A 26,509-nucleotide genomic window follows, 5' to 3' on the forward strand; every position below is an offset into this window, starting at 1 on the left:
GGACATCGGTCACACCGATGTCCCGCGCCGCTTTCGCGTATCCGGACCTAACGCGAGGCGCGCAGCTCCGGCAGCTGGATCAGCTCGGTCTCGTCCTCCGGGGTCAGGTCCACCACCGCGGGCGCGCCCGGCGCAGGCTCGGCCGCCGGCTGCGACGCCTGCGAGCCGGCCACGGCCTCCTGCACCTCACGAGCCTCCTGGGCCTCCTGCGCCTCGGCCTTCGCCTGCGCGGCCACCGCCTCGTCGCCCACCACGTCGGCCAGGTCCGTGCGCTCGCCCAGTTCGGCGACGCTGCCCACCGCGGGCGCCGGGGCCGCCGCCCGCACGGCCGCGCCCGCACCACGGCCGAAGAAGCTGAAGCCCGGCCCGCGCACCGCCCCGGGCTGCGCCGACCGCGGCCGCTGCCGCTCCACCGGCGCGGGCGCCGCGACCGGAGCGGACGGCGTCCCGCCGAGCTGCCCGACCGTGGCGGTCAGCGCCGGGCGCACCGGCGCGGGCCGCACCGACGCCTGGGTCTGGTCCTGTGCCTGTGCCTGTGCCTGTGCCTGTGCCTGTGCCACCGGAGCCTGCTCCGGAGTCGGCACCGCAGGGGCCACCGGCGCCGGCACCGAGGGCGCCACCACGGCAGGCACGGGCGCCTGGGCCGCAGCGGCCGGCGCCGTACGCGCCCGCAGCGCGACCGCCGAGCCCGCGGTCCGCTCCCGCCGCGCCTCCTGCTCCGCCGCCCGCCGCTCCAGCACCCGCAGCACGGACGCGGCACGGACGAACGCGGCCGGGCTGGCCGGGTACTTGGGGCGGCTCGCGGCGAGCGCCCGCTGGGCCGCCTCGGCCTCCTTGAGCGCCTGCTCGGCCACCGCCACGGCCCGCTCCCGCAGCAGCCGGGCGATCTCGGTCTCGGCCTTCGCCAGCCGCGACTTCTCCGCCGTCAGCCGCCGCCCGAACCGGGTGGCCCGCTCCTCGGCGACCTCAGCCGCGTACTCGGCCTCCGCCAGCTGCTCCTCGAACCGCTCCTCGGCCCGCAGCCGCTGCGCCGCGGCCATCTCGGCGGCCGCCCGGGCCGCCTTGTCCCGCTGCCGCAGCAGCAGCGCGAAGCCGAGCGTCGCGACGACCGCCGCGACGCCCACCGAACGCACCAGGACGGCGTCCTGACTGAAGAGCAGGGCGGCCAGCGCAGCGACGAGCAGCACGCCGGCGGCGGTGGGGGGGAAGATCCGGCCGAGGACGGAGGAATGACGGTGGCGTCCGCGAGACATGCCAAGAAACTAGCGTGCGAATTGGGGCCGTGTCAGCCCAGGGTCCTCTTCCACCCTTGACAGTCCGCAAGTTTTACCGCACGTGCCCGGCGTTTCACTCAAGATCACGAAAAAGGACCTGTTCAGCGGGGCGAGGGCGCCGGGCCGCTCGGATCGTCGTGGTTCTCCGGCAGCTTGCACACGTGCTGCAACCAGAGCGCCGCCGCGATCACCGCGGCCCCCGCCAGCACCGCGAGCCCGGCCGTGACGGCCTGGTCCTTGCGCGCCGACACGTCCAGCTCGCCCAGCAGGAAGATCCCCGCGCCCGCGTAGACGCCGGTGACCACCGCCGAGACCAGCGCGCTGGCCTGCCCCAGCACCACCGCCCGGGCCGCCAGCAGCGGGTCGACGCCCTTCGCGCCGGGCTGCCGCTCGCGCACCGCCTTCAGCCGGGACCGCAGCGAGAGGGCGGTCGCCAACAGGACCACCGCCACCGCCGCCAGCACCACCGGCGCCGCGACCGGCACGGCCGGCAGCGTGTCCAGGGAGGCCCAGAGCTTGGCACCGGCCCAGGACAGCGCCGTGGTAGCAGCGGTGATGCCGACCAGCAGGCGGAGGCGAAGCAGCTTCACTCGGAGGAGGTCCTTCCCGGGGTTACCAGAGCCGGCCGTCGCCCGGTGGCCCGGCACGGCGGCGCCAGGCCACCGTACCGGGCCCGACCGGGCGGGCACCCTCGCGAACGGCGGACACCTACTCGTACGGCCGGGCCCCCCGGTCGAGTTCCCCGGCCGTCCTCACCGGGCCGCCGGGCCGCGGCCGGTCACTCCGGCAGCGTCAGCCGGATGTCGTCCCGCCGCCGGACGCCCTGCGCGCCCGGGCCGCCGAGCGCGTCCAGCAGTGCGCCGACCTGCCCGTGCCCGGGCACCTCGGCCTCCGGCTGGGCGTCCAGCCAGGGGGCGAGCACGAAGGCCCGCTCGTGCGAGCGCGGGTGCGGCAGCAGCAGCTGCGGGTCGTCGCTGAGCACGCCCTCGTAGGCCAGGATGTCGACGTCCAGGGTCCGCGGACCCCAGTGCACCGTCCGGACCCGCCCGAAGGCGTCCTCGATCGCGTTGCCGCGCTCCAGCAGGTCGCGCGGCGGCAGCGAGGTGCGCAGCACGACGACCGCGTTGTAGTAGTTGGGCTGTTCGTCCGGGCCGCCGACGGCCTCGGTCTCGTAGACCGCGGAGACGGCCTTGATCTTGAGCCCGGGGGTGTCGGCGAGCGCGTCGACGGCGCCCTGGAGGGTGTCCAGGCGGTTGCCCAGGTTGCTGCCGAGTGCGATCACCGCGCAGTGCTGGCTGTGCAGTGTGGTGTCGGCGGAGTCCACCCGGCTCTCCAGGTCGAACGTGGTCGGCGAGGCGGTCGGGTCGCTGGTGCTCATCGAGATCCCTCTGCAACTGGAACGGGGCGCACGGCGGCGGTCATGCGCGGCCCCGGTGAATGGTCACGGTCACGTCGTCGAACGGCACGGTGATCGGGGCGTCGGGCTTGTGCACGGTCACCTCGACCTCCTCGACCGCTTCGTGCTTCAGGCACTGGTCGGCGATGCGCTGGGCCAGGGTCTCGATCAGGTCGACCGGCTCCCCGGCGATGATCGCGGTGACCTCCTCGGCCACGAGGCCGTAGTGCGCCGTGCGGGTGAGGTCGTCGCCGGACGCGGCGGGGCGGGTGTCCAGGTACAGCACGAGGTCGACCACGAAGGTCTGGCCCTCGATGCGCTCGCGCTCGAAGACGCCGTGGTTGCCCCGGGCACGCAGCCCCCGCAGGGTGACGCGGTCCAGCAAACGAATCACTGCTCCCAGTCGGACGGGCCCCACCCGGAGAATGGCATGGACGGGCGGGGCGAAGGCGGGCAGCACACCCGCCACTCCGTTTCGAATCTACCCGCGGGCGCTGACAACGTCTGACCGTCCTACCCGGCACGAACCGTCGCCACGCGCACCGGAATGGCGATTGACGTGAACGTTCGGTGACCACTCGGGAATTCCCGGGCGACCTCCCGGCGGCGTTTTCCGAAGGCCGCCCGAATCAGTCCTCGTCCTCGTCGTCGCCGCTGGTCAGAACGGGTGAACCGTGGTGCGACCAGAGCTTCCACCCGCCCGGGGTACGGCGGAACAGATTCGTGGATACGACCTTTCCGCCGACCAGCGGACCGAGTTCCCCCTCCTCCTCCGCCTCGCCGCCGGAGAGGATGTTCTCGGTGCACGTGACAAGGGCCACATCTCCGTGGACCTCGGCCTCGACATCGGTCAGGAAGAACTGGATGTACTCCGTGTTCATCATGATCAGCATGTACGAGCGGGTCACCTGCGCCCGCCCGCGCAGCACCGGCCAGCCGGGGTGCACGCACACCACGCCGCCCTTGTCGTCCGCGTCCGCGGCCCCCAGCCAGGCGTCCTCGACCGCCTCCAGGTCCCCCTCCTCCAGTGCCTGGTAGAGCGCCTGGTTCGCCGCGAGCACCGCCTCCAGGTCCGCCTCGCGGGCCTGGCCGGCCGTTCCGCCGCTCAGCCTGCCGTCACCTGTCACAGACCCTCCCTCACCCCTTGCCGGGCCGCGTGCTGCCAGGCCGCGACCACCCGGACGGCGTCCGCCGTGCCGGACACGTCGTGCACCCGCACCGCCCAGGCGCCGGCCTGGGCCGACAGCACCGACACCGCGGCGGTCGCGTCGTCGCGCTCCCGGGCCGGGCGCAGCGCCCCGGATTGCGGGTCGGCCAGCAGCGTACCCAGGAACCGCTTGCGCGATGCGGCGACGAGGACGGGACGGCCGAGCGCGGTGAGCGCGTCCAGCCGGCCGAGCAGCGCCCAGTTGTGCTCGGGGGTCTTGGCGAAGCCGAGCCCCGGGTCGAGGATCAGCTGGTCCTCCTTGACCCCGGCCGCCAGCAGCGCGTCCACCCGGACGGCCAGCTCGGCGACGACGTCCGCCACCACGTCCCGGTAGACCGCCAGCCGCTCCATGTCCGCGGACTGGCCGCGCCAGTGCATCACCACGAAGGGCGCGCCGGTGTCGGCGACCACCTGTGCCATCGCCGGGTCGGCGAGCCCGCCGGAGACGTCGTTGACGAGCGCGGCACCGGCCGCCACGGCCTGCTCGGCGACGGAGGCCCGCATGGTGTCGACCGACACCACGACCCCGGCGGCGACGAGCTCGCGCACCACCGGCAGCACCCGGCGCAGCTCCTCCTCCTCGGGCACCCGCTGCGAGCCGGGCCGGGTGGACTCGCCCCCGACGTCCACCAGGTCCGCACCGCGGGCGCGCAGGGCGAGCCCGTGCGCGATCGCCTTGGCGGGGTCGTGCCAGAGGCCGCCGTCCGAGAAGGAGTCGGGCGTGACGTTGACCACACCCATCACGGCGCAGCGGTCGAGCCGCGGCAGTCCGGCCGGCAGCGAGAAGGACGGCGAGTTGCTCATGTGCCCATTATCGAACGGGGCCCCCGCCGAGGATTCTCGGCGGGGGCCCCGTTGGTCGCGGCGGTGCCTCAGGCGGCCTCGGTGACGTCGCGGGCGCCCGGGGTGGGCATCAGGCCCTCCCGCTGGCGCCGCCGGCCGAAGCGCGGCATGCCGAGGGTGATGAAGGCCTCGGCCTGCATCGCGGCGAAGCCGATCCGCGGCAGGTCCCGGGTGTTCGGGAAGACCAGGAAGCGCGGTTCCCACTCGGGCTGGAACTTGGCGTTGAACTTGTACAGCGATTCGATCTGGAACCAGCGCGAGAGGAACACCAGCAGTCCGCGCCAGGCCCGCAGCACCGGGCCGGCGCCGATCCGCTCGCCGCGGGCCAGCGCCGAGCGGAACATCGCGAAGTTGAGCGACACCCGGCGCACGCCCATCGCGGGCACGGCCTGGAGGGCGGCGACGATCAGCAGCTCGTTCAGGCCCGGGTCGGCCGCGCGGTCGCGGCGCATCAGCTCCAGCGAGATGCCGTCCGGCCCCCAGGGCACGAAGTGCAGCACGGCCTTCAGGTCGTCGCCGCTCTCGCCCTCCTCCGGGGCCTTGTGGGCGGTGACCACCACGCAGTCGTCGTCCAGCGGGTCGCCGAAGCGCCCGAGGGCCATCGAGAAGCCGCGCTCGGTGTCGGTGCCGCGCCAGCGGGCGGCGGCGTCGGCGATCCGGTGCTTCTCCTCCTGGCTGAGGTCGCGGACCCGGCGCACCTGGCAGGAGTAGCCGTTGCGCTCGATCCGCTTGACCATCTGGCGGACGTTGCGCATGGCCCGGCCGGCGAGCGAGAAGGTGGCGGTGTCGACGATCGCCTCGTCGCCCAGCTCCAGCGCGTCCAGGTCCGCCTCGCGGGTCCAGACCTCGCCGCCGACCTCGCTGCAGCCCATCACGGCCGGCACCCAGGCGTGCTCGCGGGCCTCGGCCATGAACACCTTGATCGCGCCCGGCCAGGCCTCGACGTCGCCGACCGGGTCGCCGGAGGCGAGCATCACGCCGGAGACCACCCGGTAGGAGATCGCGGCCTTGCCGGTGGGCGAGAACAGCACGCTCTTGTCTCGGCGCAGCGCGAAGTAGCCGAGCGAGTCGCGCTCGCCGTGCCGGGTGAGCAGCTCGCGGACCTTCTCCTCGTCCTCCGGGGTCAGCTCCGGCTTGGGCTTGCCCGGGCGCAGCGCCAGGTAGGCGGTGGTGAAGGCGGTCAGCAGGCCCAGCCCGCCGAGCAGGTAGGCGACCAGGTCGGACATCCGGACGTTGTTGTACCGGATCGGCCCCTCGAAGCCGAACAGCCCGTACACGACGTGCTGGAGGCGCTCGGGCAGGGCCGGGTAGCCGATCTCGTACTTGGTCCGGGTGCTCACGATCAGCAGGCCGAGCAGCACGCTGACGGCGCCCATCACGATCAGGTTGACCAGCGCCCGCCAGCGGGTGCGCGGGTCGGCCTTGGCGTAGAACTCGCGCTGGTGCACCAGCATCACCACGAAGACCGCCAGCGAGACCACGGCCGGGCCGACCTGGTGCCAGCGCACGATGTGCAGCGCGGCGCCGACCGGCAGCAGCACGCACACCGCCCGCCAGGCCCGCCGCTTGCGCCGGCGCAGCGCGTGCGCGAGCAGCACCAGCAGCAGGCCGACCATCATCGTCCCGACCGCGGCCAGCGAGGTGGTGCCGCCGGGCAGCTGCCCGGTGAAGGTGTGCATCTTGGAGTGCCGGAGCTTGGGGAACACCGCGCTGGCGATGTCGACCAGGCCGATCAGCAGACAGGCGTACCCGACCGCGCGGGGCAGCCAGGCCCTCGGAACGGCCGCCGCCTGGGTGCGAAGCGTCTGCAGGCCGCGTCGACGACGCGGCTGCTCGGGGCTCGGCTCAACGGACACGGGAACGCTCATGGAAGCTCAGCGTAGAGGCTGCGGGACGCCGTCCGGTCACTCCGGGGGAGCACGTGTGATGGACCTTCAATGCCTTTTCCTTCATCAGGCAATGCGCATACCAAGGATCCGGAAACGGTCGGTAAACCGGTGCCGTGGGCGCGCTGCGGTGGAGCCGGGGACGGAGCCGAAGGCCTGCCGCCGCGTGGCGCGGCAGGGTCCTCCGGTACGCCGTACGTACGGTGGACGCCGCATTCTAGGGCGCCGGTTGCCTGCAGCTCCCCCCGCCCTCCCAGCTCGCCCGGGCATCCGGACAGCCTAGTCGCGGTGGCCGGAGCTGACGGGCCGCCAGACGATGAGGCGTGCACCGACAGTGTCCCATCGGAAGGCCGACTGCATGGAACTGACCAGCGACGCACTGGTGAACTCGCTGCTCGCACTCGGCGCCGCGGCTCTCGTCACCACCCTGTGGCTCTGGCCGCGGCTGGCGCGCCAGCGCCCGCTGCCCGTCCTCGGCCGGATCGGCCTGCTGACCGTCACTCAAGTCGCGGTCGTGGCCGTGCTGGCGCTGGCGGTGAACAACTCCTTCGGGTTCTACACCTCGTGGGACGACCTGCTCAGCCCCGGCAGCACCAAGCTCGCGCTGACCAGCAACGAGAACCACAAGGGCGGCACCTCGGCCTCGGACACGCCGGTCCAGCCGACCACCGAGGGCGGTCTGGAGACCGTCACCGACCTGCCCAAGGGCCCGCCCGAGGAGACCGGCAAGGTCGAATCGGTCCGGGTCACCGGCAAGGAGACCGGGCTGTCCGACCAGCTGTTCGTCTACCTGCCGCCCGAGTACTTCGACCCGAAGTTCGCCCTGGTCCGCTTCCCCGTCCTGGTCGCCATCTCCGGCTTCCCCGGCACCACGCTCAACCTGATCAAGGAGCTGCCCGTCCTGCGCACCGCGGGCGAGCTGCAGAAGTCCGGCAAGATGCCGCCGACCATCGTGGTCATGGCCCGCCCGACGGTCGCCCCACCGCGCGACACCGAGTGCGTGGACGTCCCCGGCGGCCCGCGCGCCGAGACCTGGTTCACCAAGGACCTGCCGGAGGCGCTCCGCACCGCCTACCGGACCGGCCGCTCGGCCGCCTCCTGGTCCGTCTTCGGCTACTCGACCGGGGGCAGCTGCGCGCTGCGGCTGGCGATGCGCTTCCCGAACGTCTACGGCAGCGGGGTGGGCCTGCACAGCGAGTACAAGGTCAAGGAGGACCAGTTCACCGGCGGCGACCTGTTCGCCGGCGACGCCGTCCTGGCGCAGCAGAGCGACCTCGACTGGCGGCTGACGAACCTCCCGGCCCCCGCCCTCTCGCTGCTGGTGGTCTCCTCCCGCAAGGAGGGCGACTTCGCGCAGACCCTCCAGTTCGTCGGCCACGCCCAGCAGGTCGCCGCGGCCAACCCGCAGTTCAAGGTCGACTCGCTCTACCTGGACGACGGCGGCCACAACTTCGACAGCTGGACCCGTGAGCTGCCGTCCTCGCTGGAGTGGATCGGCGAGCGGCTCGGCTGACGCGGGCAGGTGGCGCGGGCAGGCGACGGCCGGCCGGTCCGAGGGACCGGCCGGCCGTTGCGCTATCGGCCGATGATGAGGCTCATCGCCTCGGCCCGGGTCGCCGGGTCGCGCAGCTGGCCGCGGACGCACGAGGTGATGGTCTTGGCGCCGGGCTTGCGGATGCCGCGCATCGACATGCACATGTGCTCGCACTCGACCACGACGATCGCCCCGCGCGGCTCCAGGATCCGCATCAGCGCGTCGGCCACCTGGCTGGTCAGCCGCTCCTGCACCTGGGGGCGGCGAGCGTAGACGTCGACCAGCCGGGCCAGCTTGGACAGGCCGGTGATCTTGCCGCTGGCGGACGGGATGTACCCGACGTGCGCCACGCCGCGGAACGGCACCAGGTGGTGCTCGCAGACGGACGTCAGCTCGATGTCCTTCACGAGCACCATCTCGTCGTGCCCGAGGTCGAAGGTGGTGGTGAGGACGTCCTCGGGCTCCTGCCAGAGGCCCGCGAATATCTCCTTGTAGGCGCGCGCGACCCGGGCCGGGGTCTCCAGCAGCCCCTCGCGGTCCGGGTCCTCACCCACGGCGAGCAACAGCTCGCGGATGGCGTTCTCGGCCCGCTTCTGGTCGAAGGTCCCGACGGTGGGTGGACCGTCGAGCGTCACCGGGTCGATCATGCGGGCCTCGCTTACTTGGGACGACTTTGCTGAACAGCACGGATGCCGCGTCTCCAGGGTACAAACCCCGGTGACGCGGCATCCATTCCGTACGGTGCGCGGGATCAGCCCTCGGCGGGCGGCTCCGCGCTCGGCAGCGGCGGGAGCTTCACGATGTCCACCGGGGCGGTGTCGATCGCGGCGGCGCCGTTGGTGAGCGCCAGCTCCTTCGGGGACTGCACCGGAGGCCGGGTGGACGGCGTGCGACGGGACGAGCCCGTCCAGGCCGGCCGGGCCGGGCGCCGGACGATCGTGGCGAAGATCTCCGCGATCTGCTCCTTGTTCAGGGTCTCCTTCTCCAGGAGCTCCAGAACCAGGTTGTCGAGCACGTCGCGGTTCTCGACCAGGATCTCCCAGGCCTCGTTGTGCGCGTTCTCGATGAGCTTCTTGACCTCTTCGTCCACCAGCCCGGCGACCTCTTCCGAGTAGTCGCGCTGGTGGCCCATCTCACGGCCCAGGAACGGCTCCGCGTTGTCCGAGCCGAACTTGATGGCGCCGAGCCGCTCGGTCATGCCGTACTGGGTCACCATGGCCCGGGCGGTGGCGGTGGCCTTCTCGATGTCGTTCGACGCACCGGTGGTCGGGTCGTGGAAGACCAGCTCCTCCGCCGCGCGCCCGCCCAGCATGTAGGCCAGCTGGTCGAGCATCTCGTTGCGGGTGGTGGAGTACTTGTCCTCGTCCGGCAGCACCATGGTGTAGCCGAGGGCCCGGCCGCGCGAGAGGATTGTGATCTTGTGCACCGGGTCGCTGTTGGGGCACGCCGCCGCCACCAGGGCGTGGCCGCCCTCGTGGTACGCGGTGATCTTCTTCTCCCGCTCGGACATGATCCGAGTGCGCTTCTGCGGACCGGCCACGACGCGGTCGATCGCCTCGTCCAGGATGCCGTTGTCGATCAGCTTCTTGTCCGAACGGGCCGTCAGCAGAGCGGCCTCGTTGAGGACGTTCGACAGGTCCGCGCCGGTGAAGCCGGGGGTGCGCTTGGCGACGGCCGAGAGGTCGACGTCGGGCGCGATCGGCTTGCCCTTCTGGTGCACCTTGAGGATGTCCAGCCGGCCCTGGAGGTCGGGGCGCTCGACCGAGATCTGGCGGTCGAAGCGGCCCGGGCGCAGCAGCGCCGGGTCCAGGATGTCGGGGCGGTTGGTGGCCGCGATCAGGATCACGCCACCCTTGACGTCGAAGCCGTCCATCTCGACCAGCAGCTGGTTGAGGGTCTGCTCGCGCTCGTCGTGGCCGCCGCCCAGGCCCGCACCGCGGTGCCGGCCGACGGCGTCGATCTCGTCGACGAAGACGATCGCCGGGGCGTTCGCCTTGGCCTGCTCGAAGAGGTCGCGGACGCGGCTGGCGCCGACACCCACGAACATCTCGACGAAGTCCGAGCCGGAGATCGAGTAGAACGGCACCCCGGCCTCGCCCGCGACGGCACGCGCCAGCAGGGTCTTGCCGGTACCGGGCGGGCCGTAGAGCAGCACACCCTTGGGGATCTTGGCGCCGACGGCCTGGAACTTGGCCGGCTCCTGGAGGAACTCCTTGATCTCGTGGAGCTCCTCGACCGCCTCGTCGGCGCCCGCGACGTCCGCGAAGGTCGTCTTCGGGGTGTCCTTGGTGAGCAGCTTGGCCTTGGACTTGCCGAACTGCATGACCCGGGAGCCGCCGCCCTGCATCTGATTCATCAGGAACAGGAAGACCAGGACGATGATGACGATCGGGAGCATCGACAGCAGCAGGCTGACGAAGGTGCTCTGCTTCTCGGGGCTGATGGTGTAGCCCTCGGCGAGCGTGCTCTGGTCGTTGTCGTTGATCTGGGCCTGGAGCTTGTCGGCGATCGCAACACCCTGGTCGCCGATGTACGAGGCCTGGAACTTGCTGCCGGACGGCGTCTTGCCGGTACCGGCGTTGGACAGCGTGGCGCCGTCCTTCAGCTGGATCTTGATGGTGTTCGAGTCACCAGTAGTGATCTGCGCCGACTTGACCTGCTTGGCGTCGATCGCCGCGACGACCTGCCCGGTGTCCACCGTCTTGTAGCCGTTCGAATCCGAAACGACCTGCATCAAGACGATGACGGCGAGGACGGCCAGCACGATCCACATGATCGGCGCACGGAAGTATCGCTTGACGTCCATCCATGCGGGGCGTTGCCGCCCCGTCCCTCCTGCCACTCAACGGCGCCGCGGGCTGGGTGCCGCCGGCGCATCCTGGTCGGTGCTCATGTGAAGAGCGGTTTTAATGGACCGTACCGCAGTCACACCCGCGCATGGCGGGAGCGCAGCGACACGGCCGTCGTTCTTGGTCCCCCCGGTCCAACGGGCGGGAACCGGCTCCTGTTCCCATCCGTAGCCCGAACGGAGTCCTCAGCCCCCGTAGACGTGCGGAGCGAGCGTCCCGATGAAGGGCAGGTTACGCAGCTTCTCCGCGTAGTCCAGGCCGTAGCCGACCACGAACTCGTTCGGAATGTCGAAACCGACGTACTTCACGTCGATCTCGACCTTGGCCGCGTCCGGCTTGCGCAGCAGGGCGCAGACCTCCAGCGAGGCCGGGCCGCGCGAGCTCAGGTTGCCCAGCAGCCAGGACAGGGTCAGACCGGAGTCGATGATGTCCTCGACGATCAGGACGTCCCGGCCGGCGATGTCGGTGTCCAGGTCCTTCAGGATGCGGACCACGCCGGAGGACTTGGTGCCCATGCCGTAGGAGGACACCGCCATCCAGTCCATGGTGACCTGCGAGTGCAGGGCCCGGGCGAGGTCGGCCATGACCATCACAGCCCCCTTGAGGACGCCGACGATCAGCAGGTCCTTGCCTGCGTAGTCCCGGTCGATGCGCTCGGCCAGCTCCAGGAGCTTGGCGTCGATCTCGTCCTTGCTGATGAGCACCTTCGCGAGGTCAGCGCCCATGTCGTTCTGGTCCACCGGGGATACGTCCTCAAACGTTCGGGGTCTGTGTGGCCGGCGGCCGACTACCCCGGGACATGCCCGCCCGTCAGTCGCCCTGCCGCCGAAAGACCAGCGTGCCACACCTGCGGGTGGCCTCGACGCCCCCGGGTAGGTGCAGCGGCCCCTGGCCGCGCCATCCGGTGACCAGCAGGTCGATCGTCTCCAGGTGCCGCGCGAACAGGTCCCCGGCCGGGCAGCCCGCCCGCAGCGCGGCCCGGCGCAGCACCCGGCGGCGGACCGCGGGCGGGAGTTCGGCGAGTTTCACGGCGTCCAGGGCGCCCTCACCCGTCCGGAGGTCGCGTTCGGCCAGGGAGGCCCACTGGTCGAGGGCGTCCGCGTCGTCGCGGAACAGCCGGGCGGTGCGGGCCAGCGCCTCGACCACCCCGCCGCCCAGGTGCTTCTCCAGCACCGGCAGCACCTCGTGCCGGACCCGGGAGCGGGTGTAGGCGGGATCACAGTTGTGCGGGTCGTCCCAGACCGGGATCGCCTGGGCGGAGCAGGCCTGCCGGGTGGCCGCCCGGTCCAGCTCCAGCAGCGGGCGGCGGTAGCGGCCCTTCTGCGCCGGCATCCCGGCCAGCGAGCGGGAGCCCGAACCGCGCGCCAGGCCCAGCAGCACCGTCTCGGCCTGGTCGTCCCGGGTGTGGCCGAGCAGCACCGCGACCGCGCCGAGCCGTTCGGCGGCCGCGTCCAGGGCCGCGTAGCGGGCGTCCCGGGCGGCGGCCTCCGGGCCGCCGGACCGGCCGACGCGCACCGGGATCGCCTCGACCGGGTCCAGGCCGAGCGAGCGCAGCCGTTCGGCCACCTGGGCGGCCCGGTCGGCGGAGCCGGGCTGCAGGCCGTGGTCCACGGTGACGGCGCCGACCCGCAGGCCGATCTTGGGGGCTTCGAAGGCGGCGGCGATGGCCAGCGCCATCGAGTCGGCGCCGCCGCTGACGGCGACCAGCACCAGCGGGGAGCCGGGGGCGGCCGGGGTCCGGGGCAGTCCGGACGGGTGCCGGGCGGCGTTGCCGATCAGGGTGGTGCCGACGGCGGCGCCCACCAGGGGCGCCCCGGCCGGGCGCTCGCGGGGCTCGCGCACGGGCGCGGTGAAGGTGGTACCGGCCTCGGCGGCGAGGTCGGTGAGCGTGCGGCGGACGGCCAGGCGTATCGCTGCGACTGCGGGGTGTGGACCCACGGCGGACGACTCCTCGACGGAGGGGACAGGACGGCGGCTCGCGCGGCTGGGCCGCGCAGCTTCATGAGCGCCCTGTTACCGGGCGCTCACAGATGGTGGCAGAAAGGAGCACCCCGCTACGCCACCCGCGCCACCGGTACGACCACCGTCCCACGTTCGGGTGAATGGAGAAACGTATCTTCACCCTCCGGCTGCCCGATTGGACCACTCGTACGAGCGGGTTTGACCACCACCGACCACCGCGCGGCGCTTGGGGTCCGAGCCCCGTCCGCGCCCGCCTCAGCGGGCGACGCGGGCGACCCAGGAGGCCGGATCGTGGATCTCCTCCTTGGTCGGCAGCGTGTTCGGGGAGGTCCAGACCCGGTTGAAGCCCTCCATGCCGACCTGCTCCACCACCCCGCGCACGAACACCGCGCCGTCCTGGTACTGGCGCAGCTTGGCGTCCATGCCGAGCAGCCGGCGCAACAGCAGGTCGAGCCGGTTCGCCCCGCGGTCCCGGCGCTGCTGGAACTTCTCCCGGATCTCCGCCACCGTCGGCACCACCGCCGGGCCGACCCCGTCCATCACCACGTCCGCGTGGCCCTCCAGCAGCGACATCACCGCCGTCAGCCGGCCCAGGATCTCGCGCTGCGCCGGCGACTGGACGACCTCCATCAGCCCCGCCGACGGCACGCCCTCCCGGCCCCCGACACCCGGCAGCCCGCCGCCGAGCGAACCCGCCGCGTCCCGCAGCCGGTCCAGCAGGGCGCCCGGATCCACGTCCGTCTCCGCCAGGAAGGACTGCACCTCGGACTGGATGTGGTCGCGCAGCCACGGCACCGCGGTGAACTGCGTCCGGTGCGTCTCCTCGTGCAGGCAGACCCAGAGCCGGAAGTCGGACGGGTCGACGTCCAGCTCCCGCTCGACGTGCACGATGTTCGGCGCCACCAGCAGCAGCCGGCCCGGCCCCGGGCCCTCCGGCCCCAGCCGCGGCTTGTCGAACAGCGCCGCCGGGCTGTCCGGGGCCTCCAGCGAAGGCTCCGCCGGGGCGAAGGTCTCGTACTGGCCGAGCACCTTCCCGGCCAGGAACGCCAGCAGCGCGCCCACCTCGATGCCGGTGGCCTTCTCCCCCACCGCGCCGAACACCCCCGCCGTCGGGCTGCTCGCCCGGCGCGCCTGGAGCTTCTCCACCAGCGGCTGGACCACCGTGCGGAAGCCTGCCACGTTCGCCCGCACCCAGCCCGGGCGGTCCACCACCAGCACCGGCGTCGCGGTGGCCGCCGTCAGACTGCTCGACCGCATCCCCGTGAACGCCCGGACGTGCTCCTCGGCCTCCAGCGCGTGCCGGCGCAGTTCGGCGACCACGGCCGCCGCCTCCGCCCGACTCACCTCCGGCCCCGGCCGCACCAACCTGGTCGCGGTTGCGACCGCGAGATTCCAGTCGACCATGCCAGCACCGCCACTCGCGCTCGTCATGCCCTCACCGTACGTGCTCCCACCCACCAGCGGCAGCCACCCGCGACGAACACCCTCACCCCGCCCCCGGCGGGGCCCGGGGCGGGGGCGCGGGCGGGTCAGCGGCAGCCGCAGGTGGCGAGGCGGGCGGCGATGCGGTCCATGGCGGCGCGGGCGGTGTCGGCGGGGGCCGTGGTGCGGGTCATGACGGCGAAGGCCAGAAGGCGGCCGTCGGCGTCGACGACGGTGCCGGCGAGGGTGTTGACGCCGCTGAGGGTGCCGGTCTTGGCGCGGATCAGGCCGGCCGCGGCGGCGGCGCCCGAACCGCTCCCGTAGCGCTTGCCGAGGGTGCCGGTGAAGCCGGCGATGGGCAGGCCGGTGAGGACCGGGCGCAGGGCCGGGTGCTGGTCGGAGGCGGCCAGGGCGAGGAGTTGGACGAGGACGGCCGGCGGGACGGCGTTGCCCGGGTGCAGTCCGCTGCCGTCGTTCAGGGACACGCCCGTCATCGGCACGCCGAGCTTGGCGAGTTCCCGGGTGACGGCGGTGGCGGCGCCCTCGAAGCTGGCCGGCTGGCCTGCGGCGAGGGCCGCCTGACGGGCCATCGCCTCGGCGAGCTGGTTGTCGGAGGTGGTGAGCATGCGCTCGACCAGCCGGGCGACGGTCGGCGAGTCCACCCGGCCGAGGACGGTGGCGGCGGGGGCGGCCGGGGCGGCGGCGGGCTTGGCCGTGCCGTCGACGGTGACGCCCTGGGCCTTGAGCAGGGCGGCGAAGCTCTCGGCGGCCTTCCCGGCCGGGTCGGCGACCCGGGCCGGCGCCTCGTCACGGCTCTTGGGGTCCACCCTGCCCTCGTCGGCCATCAGCGGGACGACCAGGGCGATGTTCTGCGCGTCGTGGTTCTTGTGCTGCGGATTGCCCGCGTACATCGACAGGTCGTAGTCGAGCTTGACGGTGGTGGTGCCGGCGGCCTTGAGGGCGGCGGCGGTCTGCCGGGCCAGGGCGTCGAGCGAGGCGGGGGCGGTGTCGGCATCGGCCGCCTGACCACCGATCTGGACCTGGTCGGCGGGCAGCGCGGTGAGCGTCGGGTCGCCGCCGCCGACCAGGGTGATCGTGCCGGGGTCCGCGCCCCGGACCACCCGGGTGGTCAGCCGGGTGTCGCCGGGGATCAGCGACAGGGCCGCGATCGCGGTGGCCAGCTTGGTGGTGGAGGCGGGGGTGCCCGGGGTGTTCTCGCCGGAGCCGTACAGGAGTTGACCGCCGGCGGCGTCCGCGACGGCGAAGGTGACGGTGCCGAGGCTCTTGTCGGCGACGGCGGCGGCGAGCGCCTGCTGGAGGCCCTGGGCGGTGGGTGCGGCGGCGGAGCCGCCTGCCTCGACGGTGGCCAGGACGGCGCCGGGGGCGGGGGCCGGGCGGGCGCCGCCACCCGGGGCGGCGGCGGAGCCGGTGGGGCCCACGGAGCCGGTGCCGCTGGGCGTGAAGCCGGCGGCGGTGCCGGGGGAGGTGGGCTGTTCGCCCGGGCGGGTGGCCGGGGTGTCGCCCGGCCCGGGCTTGCCGTCGCCCCTCCCCCGGCCGCCCTTCCCACCGTCGCGGCCGTCCCGGCCGTCCCGGCCGTCGCCCCGGCCGTCGCCCTCGCCGTGCTCGGTGCTGTGGCCGCCGGGGCCCGGGGAGGGCTGCGCGTACGCTCCGCCCGAGGTCAGGACCGTCCCGGCGACCAGCAGGGCCGCTCCGAACAGTCCGGCGGCCGTCCCCCTGCGGCGGCGCGCCGCCCCGACCCCTGTTCCCACCGACCGGCCCCTTTCCCGAGCACTCACTCCCGTAGGAGACACTTGGATTCTGTCAGTCCCTACCTTGGAGGAACCGTTGGAATTCGACGTCCTTATCGAAATCCCGAAGGGCTCTCGTAACAAGTACGAGGTCGACCACGAGAGCGGCCGGCTGCGGCTCGACCGGATGCTCTTCACCTCGACCCGCTACCCGGCCGACTACGGCTACGTGGAGGGCACGCTCGGCGAGGACGGCGACCCGCTGGACGCGCTGGTGATCCTGGACGAGCCGACCTTCCCGGGTTGCCTCATCAAGTGCCGCGCCATCGGCATGTTCCAGATGACCGACGAGGCCGGCGGCGACGACAAGCTGCTGTGCGTTCCGGCCACCGACCCGCGCTGGGAGCACCTGCGGGACATCCACCACGTGTCGGAGTTCGACCGTCTGGAGATCCAGCACTTCTTCGAGGTCTACAAGGACCTGGAGCCGGGCAAGTCCGTCGAGGGCGCCAACTGGGTCGGCCGCGCCGAGGCCGAGGCCGAGGTCACCGCTTCGATCAAGCGTCTGGCGGAGCAGGGCGGTCACTGAGCCGTCGTTCCGATCTCGTTCGATCAGATCGTTCTGAGCAGTTCGAGGTAGGTCGGGGCAGCCGGAGGCCGGGGTTCGCGGATTCGTCCGCGGGCCCCGGCCTCCGCCGTGTCCGGGGCCGGGAGCGGCCGTCTTGCCGACAGCCTGTCGGCAAGACGGCTTGTTAGGTTAGGCTAACCAAAACAGTCGGGGCCGAATCCGATCCTGGAGGCCGCATGCCCACGCCCGAGCCCGTCCCGTTCTCCACCGCGCTCCGCACCGCCAGCAGCGAGGAGCACGAGGCCGCGGAACAGTCCTCGTTCATGAGCCACCTGCTGGGCGGACGGCTCGGCATCGAGGCCTACGCCGACCTCACCGGCCAGCTCTGGTACGTCTACCGGGCCCTGGAGAGCCGCGCCGGACACCTGGCGGAGCACCCGCTCGCCGGGCCCTTCATCGACCGGGCGCTGCTGCGCACCGCCGCCATCGAGCGCGACCTGGCGCACCTGCGCGGGCCGGACTGGCAGGACGGCCTGGCGCCGCTGCCCGCCACCGCCGCGTACGTCGCGCGGGTGGAGGAACTGGCCGAGACGTGGCCGGCCGGGTACATCGCGCACCACTACACCCGCTACCTGGGCGACCTGTCCGGCGGTCAGATCATCCGCGGCATCGCCGAGAAGACCTGGGGCTTCGAGCGCAAGGGCGACGGCGTGCGGTTCTACGTCTTCGAGGAGGTCGACAACCCGGCCGCCTTCAAGCGCGACTACCGGGCCCGGCTGGACGCGGCCGGGCTGGCGATGGACGAGGTGGAGCGGCGCCGGGTGGTCGAGGAGTGCAAGCGGGCCTTCGTGCTCAACGGCGCGGTCTTCCGGGACCTGGACGCGCGCTACCCGCTGAGCGCCTGAACGTTTCCCGTAAGACGCACCCGCCCGGGTGCGCCAACGGGCCGGCCCCGGCGAGCGGTTGCTCGCCGGGGCCGTCGCGCGTCCCGGGGGTGCGTCAGGAGCGCGCGCCGCGCCGGGTGCGCACCAGCACGGTGGCGCTGCCGCCGACCAGCAGCAGACCGGCCGCGGTGGCCAGCAGCGGGACCACCGGGGTCTGCGAACCGGTGGCGGCCAGCACGCCGCCCGCACCGCCCGCACCGGTCAAGCCGCCGCCGGTGGTCAGCGAGGCGCCGCCGACCGCGCCGGTGCCCGAACCCTGGCCTCCGGCAGGCTGGTCGGCGCCACCAGTACCGGCGCCGGCACCGGACCCGGCGGTCGGCGGGGTGGCCGGCAGCTTGGCGTCCTTGTCGAACGCCAGGGTGGCGCTGACCGGGTCCAGGACCGTGCCCGCCGGGTAGTTGGAGAACACCGGGACGCCCTCGGCGGTGAGCGTGGCCGGGACGCCGGAGAGCGTCACCACGCCGTTGACCGGCTTCAGGGCGGAGGCGGGCACGTCCAGCTTGGCGATCCGCGCGCCGCTCAGCGACGTCGCCTTGCCGTCGGGGGACTTGCCGTTCACGTCGGCGGTCAGGAAGGCGCCGCCCTGGTCGATCGTCAGGCCCAGCTTGGAGAGCGTGGTGTCGAGCGCCCAGCCGTCCTTGCCGGGGTGGCCGAGGAAGCGGACCGAGCCGTCGAACGCGGCGGTCAGCGAGTGGTCGGCGGTGTTGTAGCCGCCGGTGGCGCCGCCGAAGCGGTAGTCGGCCGCGCCGCCGCCGAACTCGACCTTGCCGCTCGCCATCGGGGTGGCCAGGTACGCGCGGAAGCTCTCCTTGACCTTCCAGTCGAGGGTGCCGTTCAGCACGGGCAGCCGGCCGGGGGCACCGGTGGGCGCCGGGGTCCCGGTCGCGGACGGGGTGGCGCTCGCGGACGGCGAGGCGGTGGCGCTCGGCGACTGCGTCGCGGACGGCGTCGCGGTGGCCGACGGCGTGGCGGTGGCGGACGGCGAGGCGGTCGGCGTGCCCGTGGCGGTCGGGGTCGGGGTCGGGGCCGTCGGCGAAGCGGTGGCGGTCGCCGTGGCCGTCGGCGACGGCGTCGCCGGGCTCTGCTTCAGCAGCAGCGACAGCGGGTCCATGTCCGTCCCGGCCGCGTAGAAGCCCGCGAAGGCCTTGGCGCCCTGCTCGGTCAGCTTCGCCGCCGTCGGCACCCCGGTGGTGGTGTCCCGCCCGACGGTGAACGTCACCAGCGGCACGTCGTCCCGTCGGGTGACCTCGGTGGCGCCCATCGACTCCTTGGACGCGGTGTCGGCGGTGAGCGTGCCGGTCGTCCCGGCGGTGGTGACCTTGAGGTCGCTGAGGGCGACGTCCAGCGCGCCGTGGTGGGCGGTGAAGCGGACCCCGCCGGTGAAGGAGGAGCTCAGCGCGTGGGTGGCGAGGTCGTACGTGGCGTTCGCCAGGCCGAAGTGGAAGGTGCCGTCGGCGTTGGTGGTGGCGCCGCCGGTCAGTTCGATGGCGCCGCCCTGGGAGGCCGGGCCGCTGACGTAGCTGCGGAAGCTGGCCTTCACGCCCCAGTCCAGCGCGCCGGTGTCGTACGTGACGCTGCCGGGGCCGCCCGCGCCGAAGGCCAGTGCGGGGGCGCCGAGGGCGGTCAGGCCGAGGCCGGCGGTGGCGGCCGCGAGGGCGGCCAGCCGGGTGCGGTTGCGGGACATGGTGGGTACTCCGTTCGGATGGGGCGGGGGGAGGGAGCGGGGGGACGCTCCGGGGTGTCAGGCCGCGTCGCCGGGGCCCGGCGCATCGCCGGGGCCGCCGTCGGCGCCCGCGCCCGACGCGGCGGCCGCGCGGCGGCGCCGGACGAGCAGGCCGCCGGTCACGGCGAGCGCGGCCACCAGCACGGCGCCGCCGGCCACGGCCGCCACCGGGAAGCCGCCCGGGGAGGAGGAGGCGACGGGCGCGGCGGAGGGGCTGGTGGCGGGGGTCGCGGTGGCGCTCGGCGCGGTGGCCGGGGCGCTGCCGAGGTCGGGCAGCGGGGGCAGCGCCGCGGCCGGGTCGAGCGCGACGGCGAAGCTCAGCGGGTCCATCTCGGTGCCGGCCGGGTAGAGGCCGCCGAAGGCCTTGGCGCCGCCCTCGGTGAGCTTCAGCGGCACCTCGACGGCCTTCAGCAGGCCGCCCTCGGGCTTGAGGCCGGCCGGGTCGAAGGCGGCCAGCTCGACGCCGGTGAGCTGCTGGGTGGCGCCGTCCGGGGTCCGGCCGGAGACGTCCGCGACCAGTCGGCCCTGGCCGCCGGCCACGGTGACGCCCGGGTTGGCGAGGGTGAGGTCCAGGCCGTAGGTGTCGCCGCTGCGCAGCCCGGTGAAGCGCACGGTGCCGGTGAAGGCGGCGGTGAGGTCGCCGTTCGCGGGGTCGTAGCCGCCCTTGGCCGGGGTCCAGCGGAAGTAGGCGCCGCCGTCCGCCGCGCCGGCGCCGAGTTCCCAGCGGCCCTGGGCGATCGCGCCGGTGACGTAGTCGCGGAAGGTGCGGCGCACGCCCCAGTCGAGGGCGCCGTTGGCGAACTCGGTCCTGGCGGGGGCCTGGGCGCCGGGCGGGGTGGTCGGGGTCTCGGCGGACGGGGTCTCGGCGGTCGCCGACGGCGTCGGCACGGCGGCCGCCGAGGGGGTGGCCGCGGCGGTCGGCGACGGGGCCGGCGAAGTCGGCTGCGCGGCGGGCAGGTTGACCGAGAGGGTGAGCGGGTCCAGGGCCGTCCCGGCGGGGTAGAAGTTGCCGAAGGCCTTGGCCCCGGCGTCGGTGAGGGTGCCCGGCACGTTGCTGAGCGTCAGGGTGCCGGCCGCGCCGCGCAGGTCGACGCCGGCCAGTGAGAGCTCGGCCAGTTTGGCCTGGCTCGCGCTGCTGACCTGCCCGGTGTCCTTGGACTTGCTGCTGACGTCGGCGTACAGCCCGGCCGCGCCGCCCTGGACGGCCCGGACGGTGAGCCGGGCGAGGCTCAGGTCGAGCGCGTTGGCGCCGTTCTCCTGGTGCCCGGTGAACCGGACCCCGCCGGAGAAGGCGGCGGTCAGCGCACCGGTCGCCGGGTCGTAGCCGCCGGTCGCGGAGTGGAACCGGAAGGTGCTGCCGCCGACCGTGGCCGCGCCGCCGTTGAGCGTCCAACTCCCCTTGGCGATGGGACCGGTGATGTACGTCAGGAAGGACTGCTTGATGCCCCAGTCCAGCCGCCCGCCGGCGACCTTGCCCTCCGCCGCGTGCGCCGGGCCGGGTGAGAGGCCCACCGCCAGCAGGGCGGCGAGGGCGGCCACCAGGGTGGCGGCCAGACGGCGGAGCCGGCTGGACAGGGGCACGGCGGATCACTCCTCGGCGGGGTGCGGTCAGTGACGGTGAAGGACGCGGCAAGGAAGGGGTCGGGCGTGGCGCCGACCCCCTTGCGGAACTCAGGTAAGGCTAACCTAATATATGAGTCAAGAGTCCCGCCGCAACCCCTCCACCAGGACCGGAGCGGCGACAACTCCCATCGAAGGGAAGCGCGTTGAGCAGCAGTACGATCCGAACCGGGGCGGCCCGCGGGCCCGCCCTCCTGCTGCTCGCCCTCGGCCTGCTGCTCGCCCTCACCGCCTGCGGCCCGTCCGGCACCACCACCGGAGCGGCCGCGGCGAGCTCCTCCCGGGCCCCCGACGCGGTCGAGCCGCTGCCCGTCGAACCCGTCCCGCAGCTCCCGGCCACCACCGCCTCCGTCGACGGCCGCCAGGTCACCGTCACCAGCGCCGAGCGGATCATCCCGCTCAACGGCAGCCTCTCCGAGCTGGTGTTCAGCCTCGGCCTCGGCCCCAAGGTGGTCGCCCGGGACGTCTCCACCACCTTCCAGCAGGCCACCGCCCTGCCGGTGATCACCCAGGCCCACGACGTGTCCGCCGAGGGCGTGCTGTCGCTGCACCCCACCGTCGTCCTCGCCGACCGCTCCACCGGCCCGGCCGAGGCCATCGCGCAGATCCGCGCGGCCGGCGTCCCGCTGCTCGTCCTGGACGACGCCAAGCGGCTCGCCGACGTCGGCCCGCGCATCGACACCGTCGCCGCCGCCCTCGGAGTCCCGGACGCCGGACGGCAGTTGAAGGAGCGCACCGAACAGCGGATCGACGAGGCCAGGGCCGCCGCCCCGGCCGCCGCCCGCCACCCCAAGGTCGCCTTCCTCTACCTGCGCGGCAGCGCCTCCGTCTACCTGCTCGGCGGGCCCGCCTCCGGCGCCGGCTCGCTGATCGAGGCGGTCGGCGGCCAGGACGCCGGCACCGCCGCCGGCCTCACCGGCGACTTCACCCCGCTCACCAGCGAGGCCCTGGTCAAGGCCGCGCCCGACGCCATCCTGGTGATGAGCAAGGGCCTGGACTCGGTCGGCGGCGTCGACGGCCTGCTCAAGCTGCCCGGCGTCGCCCAGACCCCGGCCGGCCTCGACCGCCGGATCGTCTCGATCGAGGACGGCCGGCTGCTCAGCTACGGCCCGCGCACCCCCCAGGTGCTCCGCGAGATCGCCGCCCAGCTCTACCCGGCGGACGCCAAGTGACCACCGCCGTACGGGCGAAGACCGCGCCCGCCGTCAGCAGGACCACCCTGATCACCGCCGGACTCGCCGCCGCCCTGGTGCTCTGCGCCCTGCTCGCCGCCGGCATCGGCGCCTACCGCATCCCGCTCGGCGACATCCTGGCCTCCGCCGCCCACCGGCTCGGCCTCGGCGGGCACGCCCTGGACCGGGTGCCCGAGTCGGTGCTGTGGAACGTCCGGCTCCCCCGAGTGGTGCTCGCCCTGTTGGTCGGCGGCTCGCTCGGCTGCGCCGGGGCGCTGATGCAGGGCGTGTTCGGCAACCCGCTGGCCGAGCCCGCCGTGATCGGCGTCTCCTCGGGCGGCGCGGTCGGCGCGGTGGCCTGCATCGTGCTCGGCCTGGACGCCCTCGGCAGCTGGACGATCACCGCCTTCGCCTTCGCCAGCGGCCTGCTGACCGTCTTCGCCGTGTACCTGATGGCCCGCTCCGGCGGACGCACCGAGGTGGTCACGCTGATCCTCACCGGGGTCGCCGTGAACGCCTTCTGCGGCGCGCTGATCGGGATCTTCCTGTTCACCGCCGACTCCGCCGCGATCAGCCAGGTCACCTTCTGGCAGCTCGGCTCGCTCTCCCAGGCCACCTGGGGCAAGGTGCTCGCCGTCCTGCCGTTCGCCGCCGTCGGCCTGGCCGTCGCCCCGCTGTACGCCCGCAAGCTGGACCTGCTGGCCCTCGGCGAACGCCCGGCCCGCCACCTCGGGGTGGACGTCGAACGGATGCGGCTGGTGCTGATCACCGTCGTCGCGCTGCTCACCGCCGCGGCCGTCGCGGTCAGCGGCATCATCGGCTTCGTCGGGCTGGTCGTCCCGCACCTGCTGCGGATGCTGGCCGGGCCCGGCCACCGCTTCCTGCTGCCCGCCTCGGCGCTCGGCGGCGCGCTGGTCCTGGTGGCCGCCGACCTCGCCGCCCGCACCGTCGCCGAGCCGGCCGAGCTGCCGCTCGGGGTGCTCACCGCACTGATCGGCAGTCCGTTCTTCTTCTGGCTGCTGCGCCGCACCAGGACCAGGCAGGGAGGCTGGGCATGAGATTGCGAACCCCCCGGGAGGTGCCCGAACGGCCCCTGCCCGGAAGCGAGTTGCTGACCGCCGAGACCGTCCGGCTGACCATCGGCGGGCGCGCCCTACTGGACGGCGCGTCGGTGCGGGTCGCCGCCGGAGAGGTGGTCGCGCTGCTCGGACCGAACGGCGCCGGCAAGTCCACCCTGCTGTCCGTCCTGGCCGGCGACGTCCGGCCGGACGGCGGCGAGGTCCGGCTGCGCGGCCGCCCGCTGGCCGGCTACGGCGCCGCCGAGCTCGCCCTGCACCGCGCGCTGCTGCCGCAGTCCGCCGCGCTGTCCTTCCCGTTCCCCGCCGACGAGGTGGTCCGGATGGGCCGCGCCCCCTGGACCGGCACGGCCGCCGCCGCCGAGGACGAGGCCGTGGTCGCCGAGGCGATGGCCGCCACCGAGTCCGCCGCCTTCGCCGGGCGCCCGTTCACCGCCCTGTCCGGCGGCGAGCGGGCCCGGGTGGCGCTGGCCCGGGTGCTGGCCCAGCGCGCCCCGCTGCTGCTGCTGGACGAGCCGACCGCCGCCCTCGACCTGCGCCACCAGGAGCTGGTGCTGCGGGTCGCCCGGGAGCGCGCCGCCGCCGGGGACGGCGTGGTCGTGGTGCTGCACGACCTGTCCCTGGCGGCGGCCTACGCGGACCGGGTGGTGCTGCTGAACGCCGGGTCGACGGTCGCGGACGGGCCGGTCGCCGAGGTGCTGCGCGCCCCGCTGCTCAGCGAGGTGTACGGCCACCCGGTCGAGGTGCTGGCGCACCCGCGCACCGGGGTGCCGCTGGTGCTGCCCGAACGCTGACCGGGCGGCCGGGGCCGACGGCGGGGCTGTGGAGCGGGGCTGCGGGACGGGCTGCGAGCGGACCTGGGCCGGGCCGCGGAAGCGGGCTCAGTCCTCCAGCCGGAAGCCGAGCTTCAGTCCGACCTGGTAGTGCTTCACCCCGCCGTCCTCCAGGTGGCCCCGGACCTGCGTCACCTCGAACCAGTCGAGGTTGCGCAGCGTCCGGGAGGCCCGCTCCACCCCGTTGCGGATCGCGGCGTCGACGCTCTCGGTCGAGGATCCGACGATCTCGGTCACCCGGTACACGTGGTCAGTCATGGCGGACTCCCTCAGCTGTGCGACGGCCCCCGGTCCACCGTGCACCGCCGCCGCTCCGCCCGCACGCCGACGGCCGCCTCCGGCCGCCCCGCATCCCCTGGAAGGCCGCTGCCAGGCCCCTTGCAGGCCGCGACAGGCCCCGGGAGGCCGCGGCAGGCCCCGGGGAGGCCCCTTGCAGGCCCCCGGGAGGCCGTGGGAGGCCGCTAGAAGGCCGCCCGCACCTGCCCGACCGGGACGCCGCCGCCCAGCAGCGGGGCCGCCCCGATCCGCTCGACGGTCTCGTCCGCGCCGGTCACCCCGAGCCGGCGCAGTGCGGCCGCCAGCACCGGGCCGCGGGCCCGCTCGCCGCCGTCGTCGATCTTGAAGGCGAGCGCCCGCCCGTCCGGCAGCGCCACCACCTGGACGGCCTCGGCGCCCATCTTGGACAGCGCGCCGGGGACGGCCCGCATCAGCCAGGTGTCGGCCCGGCGGGTGCCGGCCACGTACTCGGGGTGGGCGCGCATCGCGTCGGCCACCCGGCGGGGCGCCGTGCCCTCGGCGGCCAGCACCAGGCCGCGGTAGCCGCGTGCCAGGCCGGTCAGCGTGACGGCCAGCAGCGGCGCGCCGCAGCCGTCCACCCCGGCGTGCGTGGCGGTCTCGCCGGTGCCCTCCTCCAAGGCCTCGCGGGCCAGCAGCTGGATCGGGTGCCCGGGGTCGAGGTAGCTCGCGGTGTCCCAGCCGTTGGCGACGCAGGCGGCGAGCCAGCCGGCGTGCTTGCCGGAGCAGTCCATCAGGACGGGGGCGCGGCGGCCGCCGGAGCCGAGCAGCAGTTCCGCCTCGGTCTCGTCCAGCGGGAGGTCGGCCGGGGTGCGCAGGGCGGACTCGTCGAGCCCGGCGGAGCTCAGGATGGCCCGGACAGCATCGAGATGAAACGATTCTGCGGAGTGGCTGGAGGCGGCCAGCGCCAGCAGCTCGCCCTCGATCGCCAGCCCGGCCCGCAGCGTGGCCACCGCCTGGAACGGCTTGGCGGTCGACCGGGGGAAGACCGGAGCGTCGGGGTCGCCGAGCGCGAACTCCACCGAGCCGTCGGCGGCGAGCAGCACCAGGGAGCCGTGGTGGCGGCCCTCGGTGAAGCCCGAGCGTATGACCTCGGCGAGGACGACGGGCGGGGTGGCGGACTGGGACATGGCGGGAGCCTTCCGGGGGTGAGGGTGGACCGGGCCCCGCCCGCCCGTGGTACCTCACCCGGTCAGAGCGGCCCCCCTGCGAGCAGGTCCTCGACCCGTGCTTCCCCATCACGGTACCTGCGGGTGATCTCCGCGCTGCAACCGTCGGCCGTCCGCAGCAGCCGCTGCCGCCGCCCGGACACCTCGCGCTCGTGCGCGCGCAGCCGCTCCAGCGCGGCCAGCAGCTCCTCCGCCGGGTGCGCGGCCAGGTCGGCGAGCTGGACGTCCCCCATCAGCTCGGCCGCCTCCAGCTGGGACTCGTGGCCGCGTGGCGGCCCGAGCGTGACGTGCCGGGCCGAGCGCCGCACGGTGGAGGGCGCGTCGGTCAGGATGGCCGGGAGGCGGTCCAGCAGGTCGCCGGGGGGCCCGTCGGCGCCGCCTGCCCCGGGCGGTCCGGCCGGCCGGGGCGGGCCGCCGGGCCGGCGGTCGAGTTCGGCGCGCAGGATGTCCATCCGCCCGTGCAGCAGCCGCCGCAGGTAGGAGAGGTCGGCCTCCTGCTCCAGGGTCTCCCGGCGCAGGATCCGCAGCTGGTCCAGGCCCAGCCGCTCCAGGTCGGGCTCTATCGCCGTGCCCAGGGCCCCGGCGCCCCCGGCGACCTCCGCCACGTGCCCGGACCGGTCCCACGCCGCGCTGCTCGCGTCCATCAACCAACCCACCTGCCGTCGTCCGATCCCGCCCGCTCGCGGCACTGCGTCCCTGCCGCCGGTCCGGCCCGTCCCCCGACGGGCTCACGCGTCCCGTCCGTTGGCACGCCCGGCCACCCCCGAAGGTTCCGGTTCCCGGCCGCAACCACCCACCGGGGCGATGCCGCCAGAACGCCTGACCTACCGGCTCGACCTCCCGGCCGAGCCCGGCCCGGTGCGGCGGACCATATGGCGCGCCGGGCCCTCCGTACGGTCCACCAGCGTGCCACCCCGCCCGGCGCGGGCGCACCGCCCGTGCACCCGAACGGCCCCCTGGCGAACGGGGGTGGCTGATATGACCGGACC

General features: G+C 74.1%; 24 protein-coding genes. 6 read left to right on the forward strand and 18 right to left on the reverse strand.

Annotation, left to right across the window (positions count from 1 at the left end; genetic code table 11):
* Positions 1 to 47 precede the first annotated feature (47 nt).
* From ACFWPI_RS35345 to ACFWPI_RS35375, 7 genes are all read right to left on the reverse strand, one after another.
* On the reverse strand, positions 48 to 1,253 hold the full coding sequence (locus ACFWPI_RS35345) for a hypothetical protein (RefSeq protein ID WP_380378146.1): 1,206 nt from the start codon (positions 1,251 to 1,253) through the stop codon (positions 48 to 50).
* 122 nt (positions 1,254 to 1,375) lie between these two features.
* Positions 1,376 to 1,864: a DUF3180 domain-containing protein gene (locus ACFWPI_RS35350; RefSeq protein ID WP_063348244.1), complete on the reverse strand. Its 489-nt coding sequence runs from the start codon at positions 1,862 to 1,864 to the stop codon at positions 1,376 to 1,378.
* Between the two features lie 188 nt (positions 1,865 to 2,052).
* The gene (folK, locus tag ACFWPI_RS35355) at positions 2,053 to 2,652 is read right to left on the reverse strand and encodes a 2-amino-4-hydroxy-6-hydroxymethyldihydropteridine diphosphokinase (protein WP_063348245.1); all 600 of its coding nucleotides are present in this window, start codon (positions 2,650 to 2,652) and stop codon (positions 2,053 to 2,055) included.
* 40 nt (positions 2,653 to 2,692) lie between these two features.
* Positions 2,693 to 3,052 carry a dihydroneopterin aldolase gene (gene folB / locus ACFWPI_RS35360; RefSeq protein WP_063351209.1) on the reverse strand — a complete coding sequence of 120 codons (360 nt, stop codon included), beginning with the start codon at positions 3,050 to 3,052 and terminating at the stop codon, positions 2,693 to 2,695.
* A gap of 247 nt (positions 3,053 to 3,299) precedes the next feature.
* Complete coding sequence (locus ACFWPI_RS35365; protein ID WP_063348246.1) at positions 3,300 to 3,797, reverse strand: nuclear transport factor 2 family protein; 498 nt, start codon at positions 3,795 to 3,797, stop codon at positions 3,300 to 3,302.
* Entirely contained in the window at positions 3,794 to 4,681 is an 888-nt protein-coding gene (gene folP, locus ACFWPI_RS35370; protein ID WP_063348247.1) for a dihydropteroate synthase, read from the reverse strand. Before folP ends, ACFWPI_RS35365 begins: the two co-directional genes overlap by 4 nt.
* Positions 4,682 to 4,749: 68 nt before the next feature.
* Entirely contained in the window at positions 4,750 to 6,588 is a 1,839-nt protein-coding gene (locus tag ACFWPI_RS35375; RefSeq protein ID WP_380378141.1) for a phosphatidylglycerol lysyltransferase domain-containing protein, read from the reverse strand.
* A gap of 376 nt (positions 6,589 to 6,964) precedes the next feature.
* Here ACFWPI_RS35375 and ACFWPI_RS35380 point away from each other — a divergent pair, with 376 nt between their 5' ends.
* Positions 6,965 to 8,119 carry an alpha/beta hydrolase gene (locus ACFWPI_RS35380; protein WP_380378140.1) on the forward strand — a complete coding sequence of 385 codons (1,155 nt, stop codon included), beginning with the start codon at positions 6,965 to 6,967 and terminating at the stop codon, positions 8,117 to 8,119.
* A 62-nt stretch (positions 8,120 to 8,181) separates the two neighbouring features.
* On the opposite strand, the gene folE is transcribed toward ACFWPI_RS35380, so the two are convergent.
* The 6 genes from folE to dacB form a co-directional block, all read right to left on the reverse strand.
* Entirely contained in the window at positions 8,182 to 8,787 is a 606-nt protein-coding gene (gene folE, locus ACFWPI_RS35385) for a GTP cyclohydrolase I FolE (RefSeq protein WP_063348250.1), read from the reverse strand.
* Positions 8,788 to 8,891: 104 nt separating this feature from the next.
* A complete protein-coding gene (ftsH, locus tag ACFWPI_RS35390) occupies positions 8,892 to 10,946 on the reverse strand; it encodes an ATP-dependent zinc metalloprotease FtsH (protein WP_063348251.1) in 2,055 nt (684 codons plus the stop codon).
* 228 nt (positions 10,947 to 11,174) lie between these two features.
* On the reverse strand, positions 11,175 to 11,729 hold the full coding sequence (hpt, locus tag ACFWPI_RS35395; RefSeq protein ID WP_063348252.1) for a hypoxanthine phosphoribosyltransferase: 555 nt from the start codon (positions 11,727 to 11,729) through the stop codon (positions 11,175 to 11,177).
* A gap of 70 nt (positions 11,730 to 11,799) precedes the next feature.
* Positions 11,800 to 12,927, reverse strand: coding sequence for a tRNA lysidine(34) synthetase TilS (gene tilS / locus ACFWPI_RS35400; RefSeq protein WP_363376734.1), 1,128 nt, complete (start codon positions 12,925 to 12,927; stop codon positions 11,800 to 11,802).
* A gap of 279 nt (positions 12,928 to 13,206) precedes the next feature.
* Positions 13,207 to 14,382 (reverse strand): zinc-dependent metalloprotease, encoded by a 1,176-nt coding sequence (locus tag ACFWPI_RS35405; RefSeq protein WP_063348254.1) that lies wholly within the window; start codon positions 14,380 to 14,382, stop codon positions 13,207 to 13,209.
* Positions 14,383 to 14,480: 98 nt separating this feature from the next.
* Positions 14,481 to 16,142: a D-alanyl-D-alanine carboxypeptidase/D-alanyl-D-alanine-endopeptidase gene (gene dacB / locus ACFWPI_RS35410; RefSeq protein WP_380378137.1), complete on the reverse strand. Its 1,662-nt coding sequence runs from the start codon at positions 16,140 to 16,142 to the stop codon at positions 14,481 to 14,483.
* 76 nt (positions 16,143 to 16,218) lie between these two features.
* On the opposite strand from dacB, the gene ACFWPI_RS35415 reads away from it, so the two are divergent.
* Positions 16,219 to 16,710, forward strand: a complete 492-nt coding sequence (locus ACFWPI_RS35415) for an inorganic diphosphatase (protein ID WP_063348256.1) — start codon at positions 16,219 to 16,221, stop codon at positions 16,708 to 16,710.
* A 215-nt stretch (positions 16,711 to 16,925) separates the two neighbouring features.
* Entirely contained in the window at positions 16,926 to 17,594 is a 669-nt protein-coding gene (locus ACFWPI_RS35420; RefSeq protein ID WP_063348257.1) for a heme oxygenase (biliverdin-producing), read from the forward strand.
* A gap of 94 nt (positions 17,595 to 17,688) precedes the next feature.
* On the opposite strand, the gene ACFWPI_RS35425 is transcribed toward ACFWPI_RS35420, so the two are convergent.
* Together ACFWPI_RS35425 and ACFWPI_RS35430 are read right to left on the reverse strand one after the other, a co-directional pair.
* The gene (locus ACFWPI_RS35425) at positions 17,689 to 19,317 is read right to left on the reverse strand and encodes an HtaA domain-containing protein (RefSeq protein ID WP_380378134.1); all 1,629 of its coding nucleotides are present in this window, start codon (positions 19,315 to 19,317) and stop codon (positions 17,689 to 17,691) included.
* A gap of 57 nt (positions 19,318 to 19,374) precedes the next feature.
* Positions 19,375 to 20,937, reverse strand: coding sequence for an HtaA domain-containing protein (locus ACFWPI_RS35430; protein ID WP_380378132.1), 1,563 nt, complete (start codon positions 20,935 to 20,937; stop codon positions 19,375 to 19,377).
* Between the two features lie 185 nt (positions 20,938 to 21,122).
* Here ACFWPI_RS35430 and ACFWPI_RS35435 point away from each other — a divergent pair, with 185 nt between their 5' ends.
* The 3 genes from ACFWPI_RS35435 to ACFWPI_RS35445 are packed head-to-tail and all read left to right on the forward strand — an operon-like array spanning position 21,123 to position 24,018.
* Complete coding sequence (locus ACFWPI_RS35435) at positions 21,123 to 22,148, forward strand: hemin ABC transporter substrate-binding protein (protein ID WP_380378131.1); 1,026 nt, start codon at positions 21,123 to 21,125, stop codon at positions 22,146 to 22,148.
* On the forward strand, positions 22,145 to 23,206 hold the full coding sequence (locus ACFWPI_RS35440; protein ID WP_363625016.1) for an iron ABC transporter permease: 1,062 nt from the start codon (positions 22,145 to 22,147) through the stop codon (positions 23,204 to 23,206). Before ACFWPI_RS35435 ends, ACFWPI_RS35440 begins: the two co-directional genes overlap by 4 nt.
* A complete protein-coding gene (locus ACFWPI_RS35445) occupies positions 23,203 to 24,018 on the forward strand; it encodes a heme ABC transporter ATP-binding protein (protein WP_380341872.1) in 816 nt (271 codons plus the stop codon). The genes ACFWPI_RS35440 and ACFWPI_RS35445 overlap by 4 nt, the downstream gene beginning before the upstream one ends.
* Positions 24,019 to 24,105: 87 nt before the next feature.
* Here ACFWPI_RS35445 and ACFWPI_RS35450 read toward each other — a convergent pair whose 3' ends face one another.
* From ACFWPI_RS35450 to ACFWPI_RS35460, 3 genes are all read right to left on the reverse strand, one after another.
* A complete protein-coding gene (locus tag ACFWPI_RS35450; protein ID WP_063348261.1) occupies positions 24,106 to 24,315 on the reverse strand; it encodes a dodecin in 210 nt (69 codons plus the stop codon).
* A 203-nt stretch (positions 24,316 to 24,518) separates the two neighbouring features.
* Positions 24,519 to 25,481 (reverse strand): asparaginase, encoded by a 963-nt coding sequence (locus tag ACFWPI_RS35455; RefSeq protein WP_063348262.1) that lies wholly within the window; start codon positions 25,479 to 25,481, stop codon positions 24,519 to 24,521.
* 62 nt (positions 25,482 to 25,543) lie between these two features.
* Positions 25,544 to 26,164, reverse strand: a complete 621-nt coding sequence (locus tag ACFWPI_RS35460) for an ABC transporter substrate-binding protein (RefSeq protein ID WP_380341865.1) — start codon at positions 26,162 to 26,164, stop codon at positions 25,544 to 25,546.
* Between the last annotated feature and the right edge of the window lie 345 nt (positions 26,165 to 26,509).

This window comes from Kitasatospora sp. NPDC058492, from assembly GCF_042720685.1.
Classification (GTDB): Bacteria; Actinomycetota; Actinomycetes; order Streptomycetales; family Streptomycetaceae; genus Kitasatospora.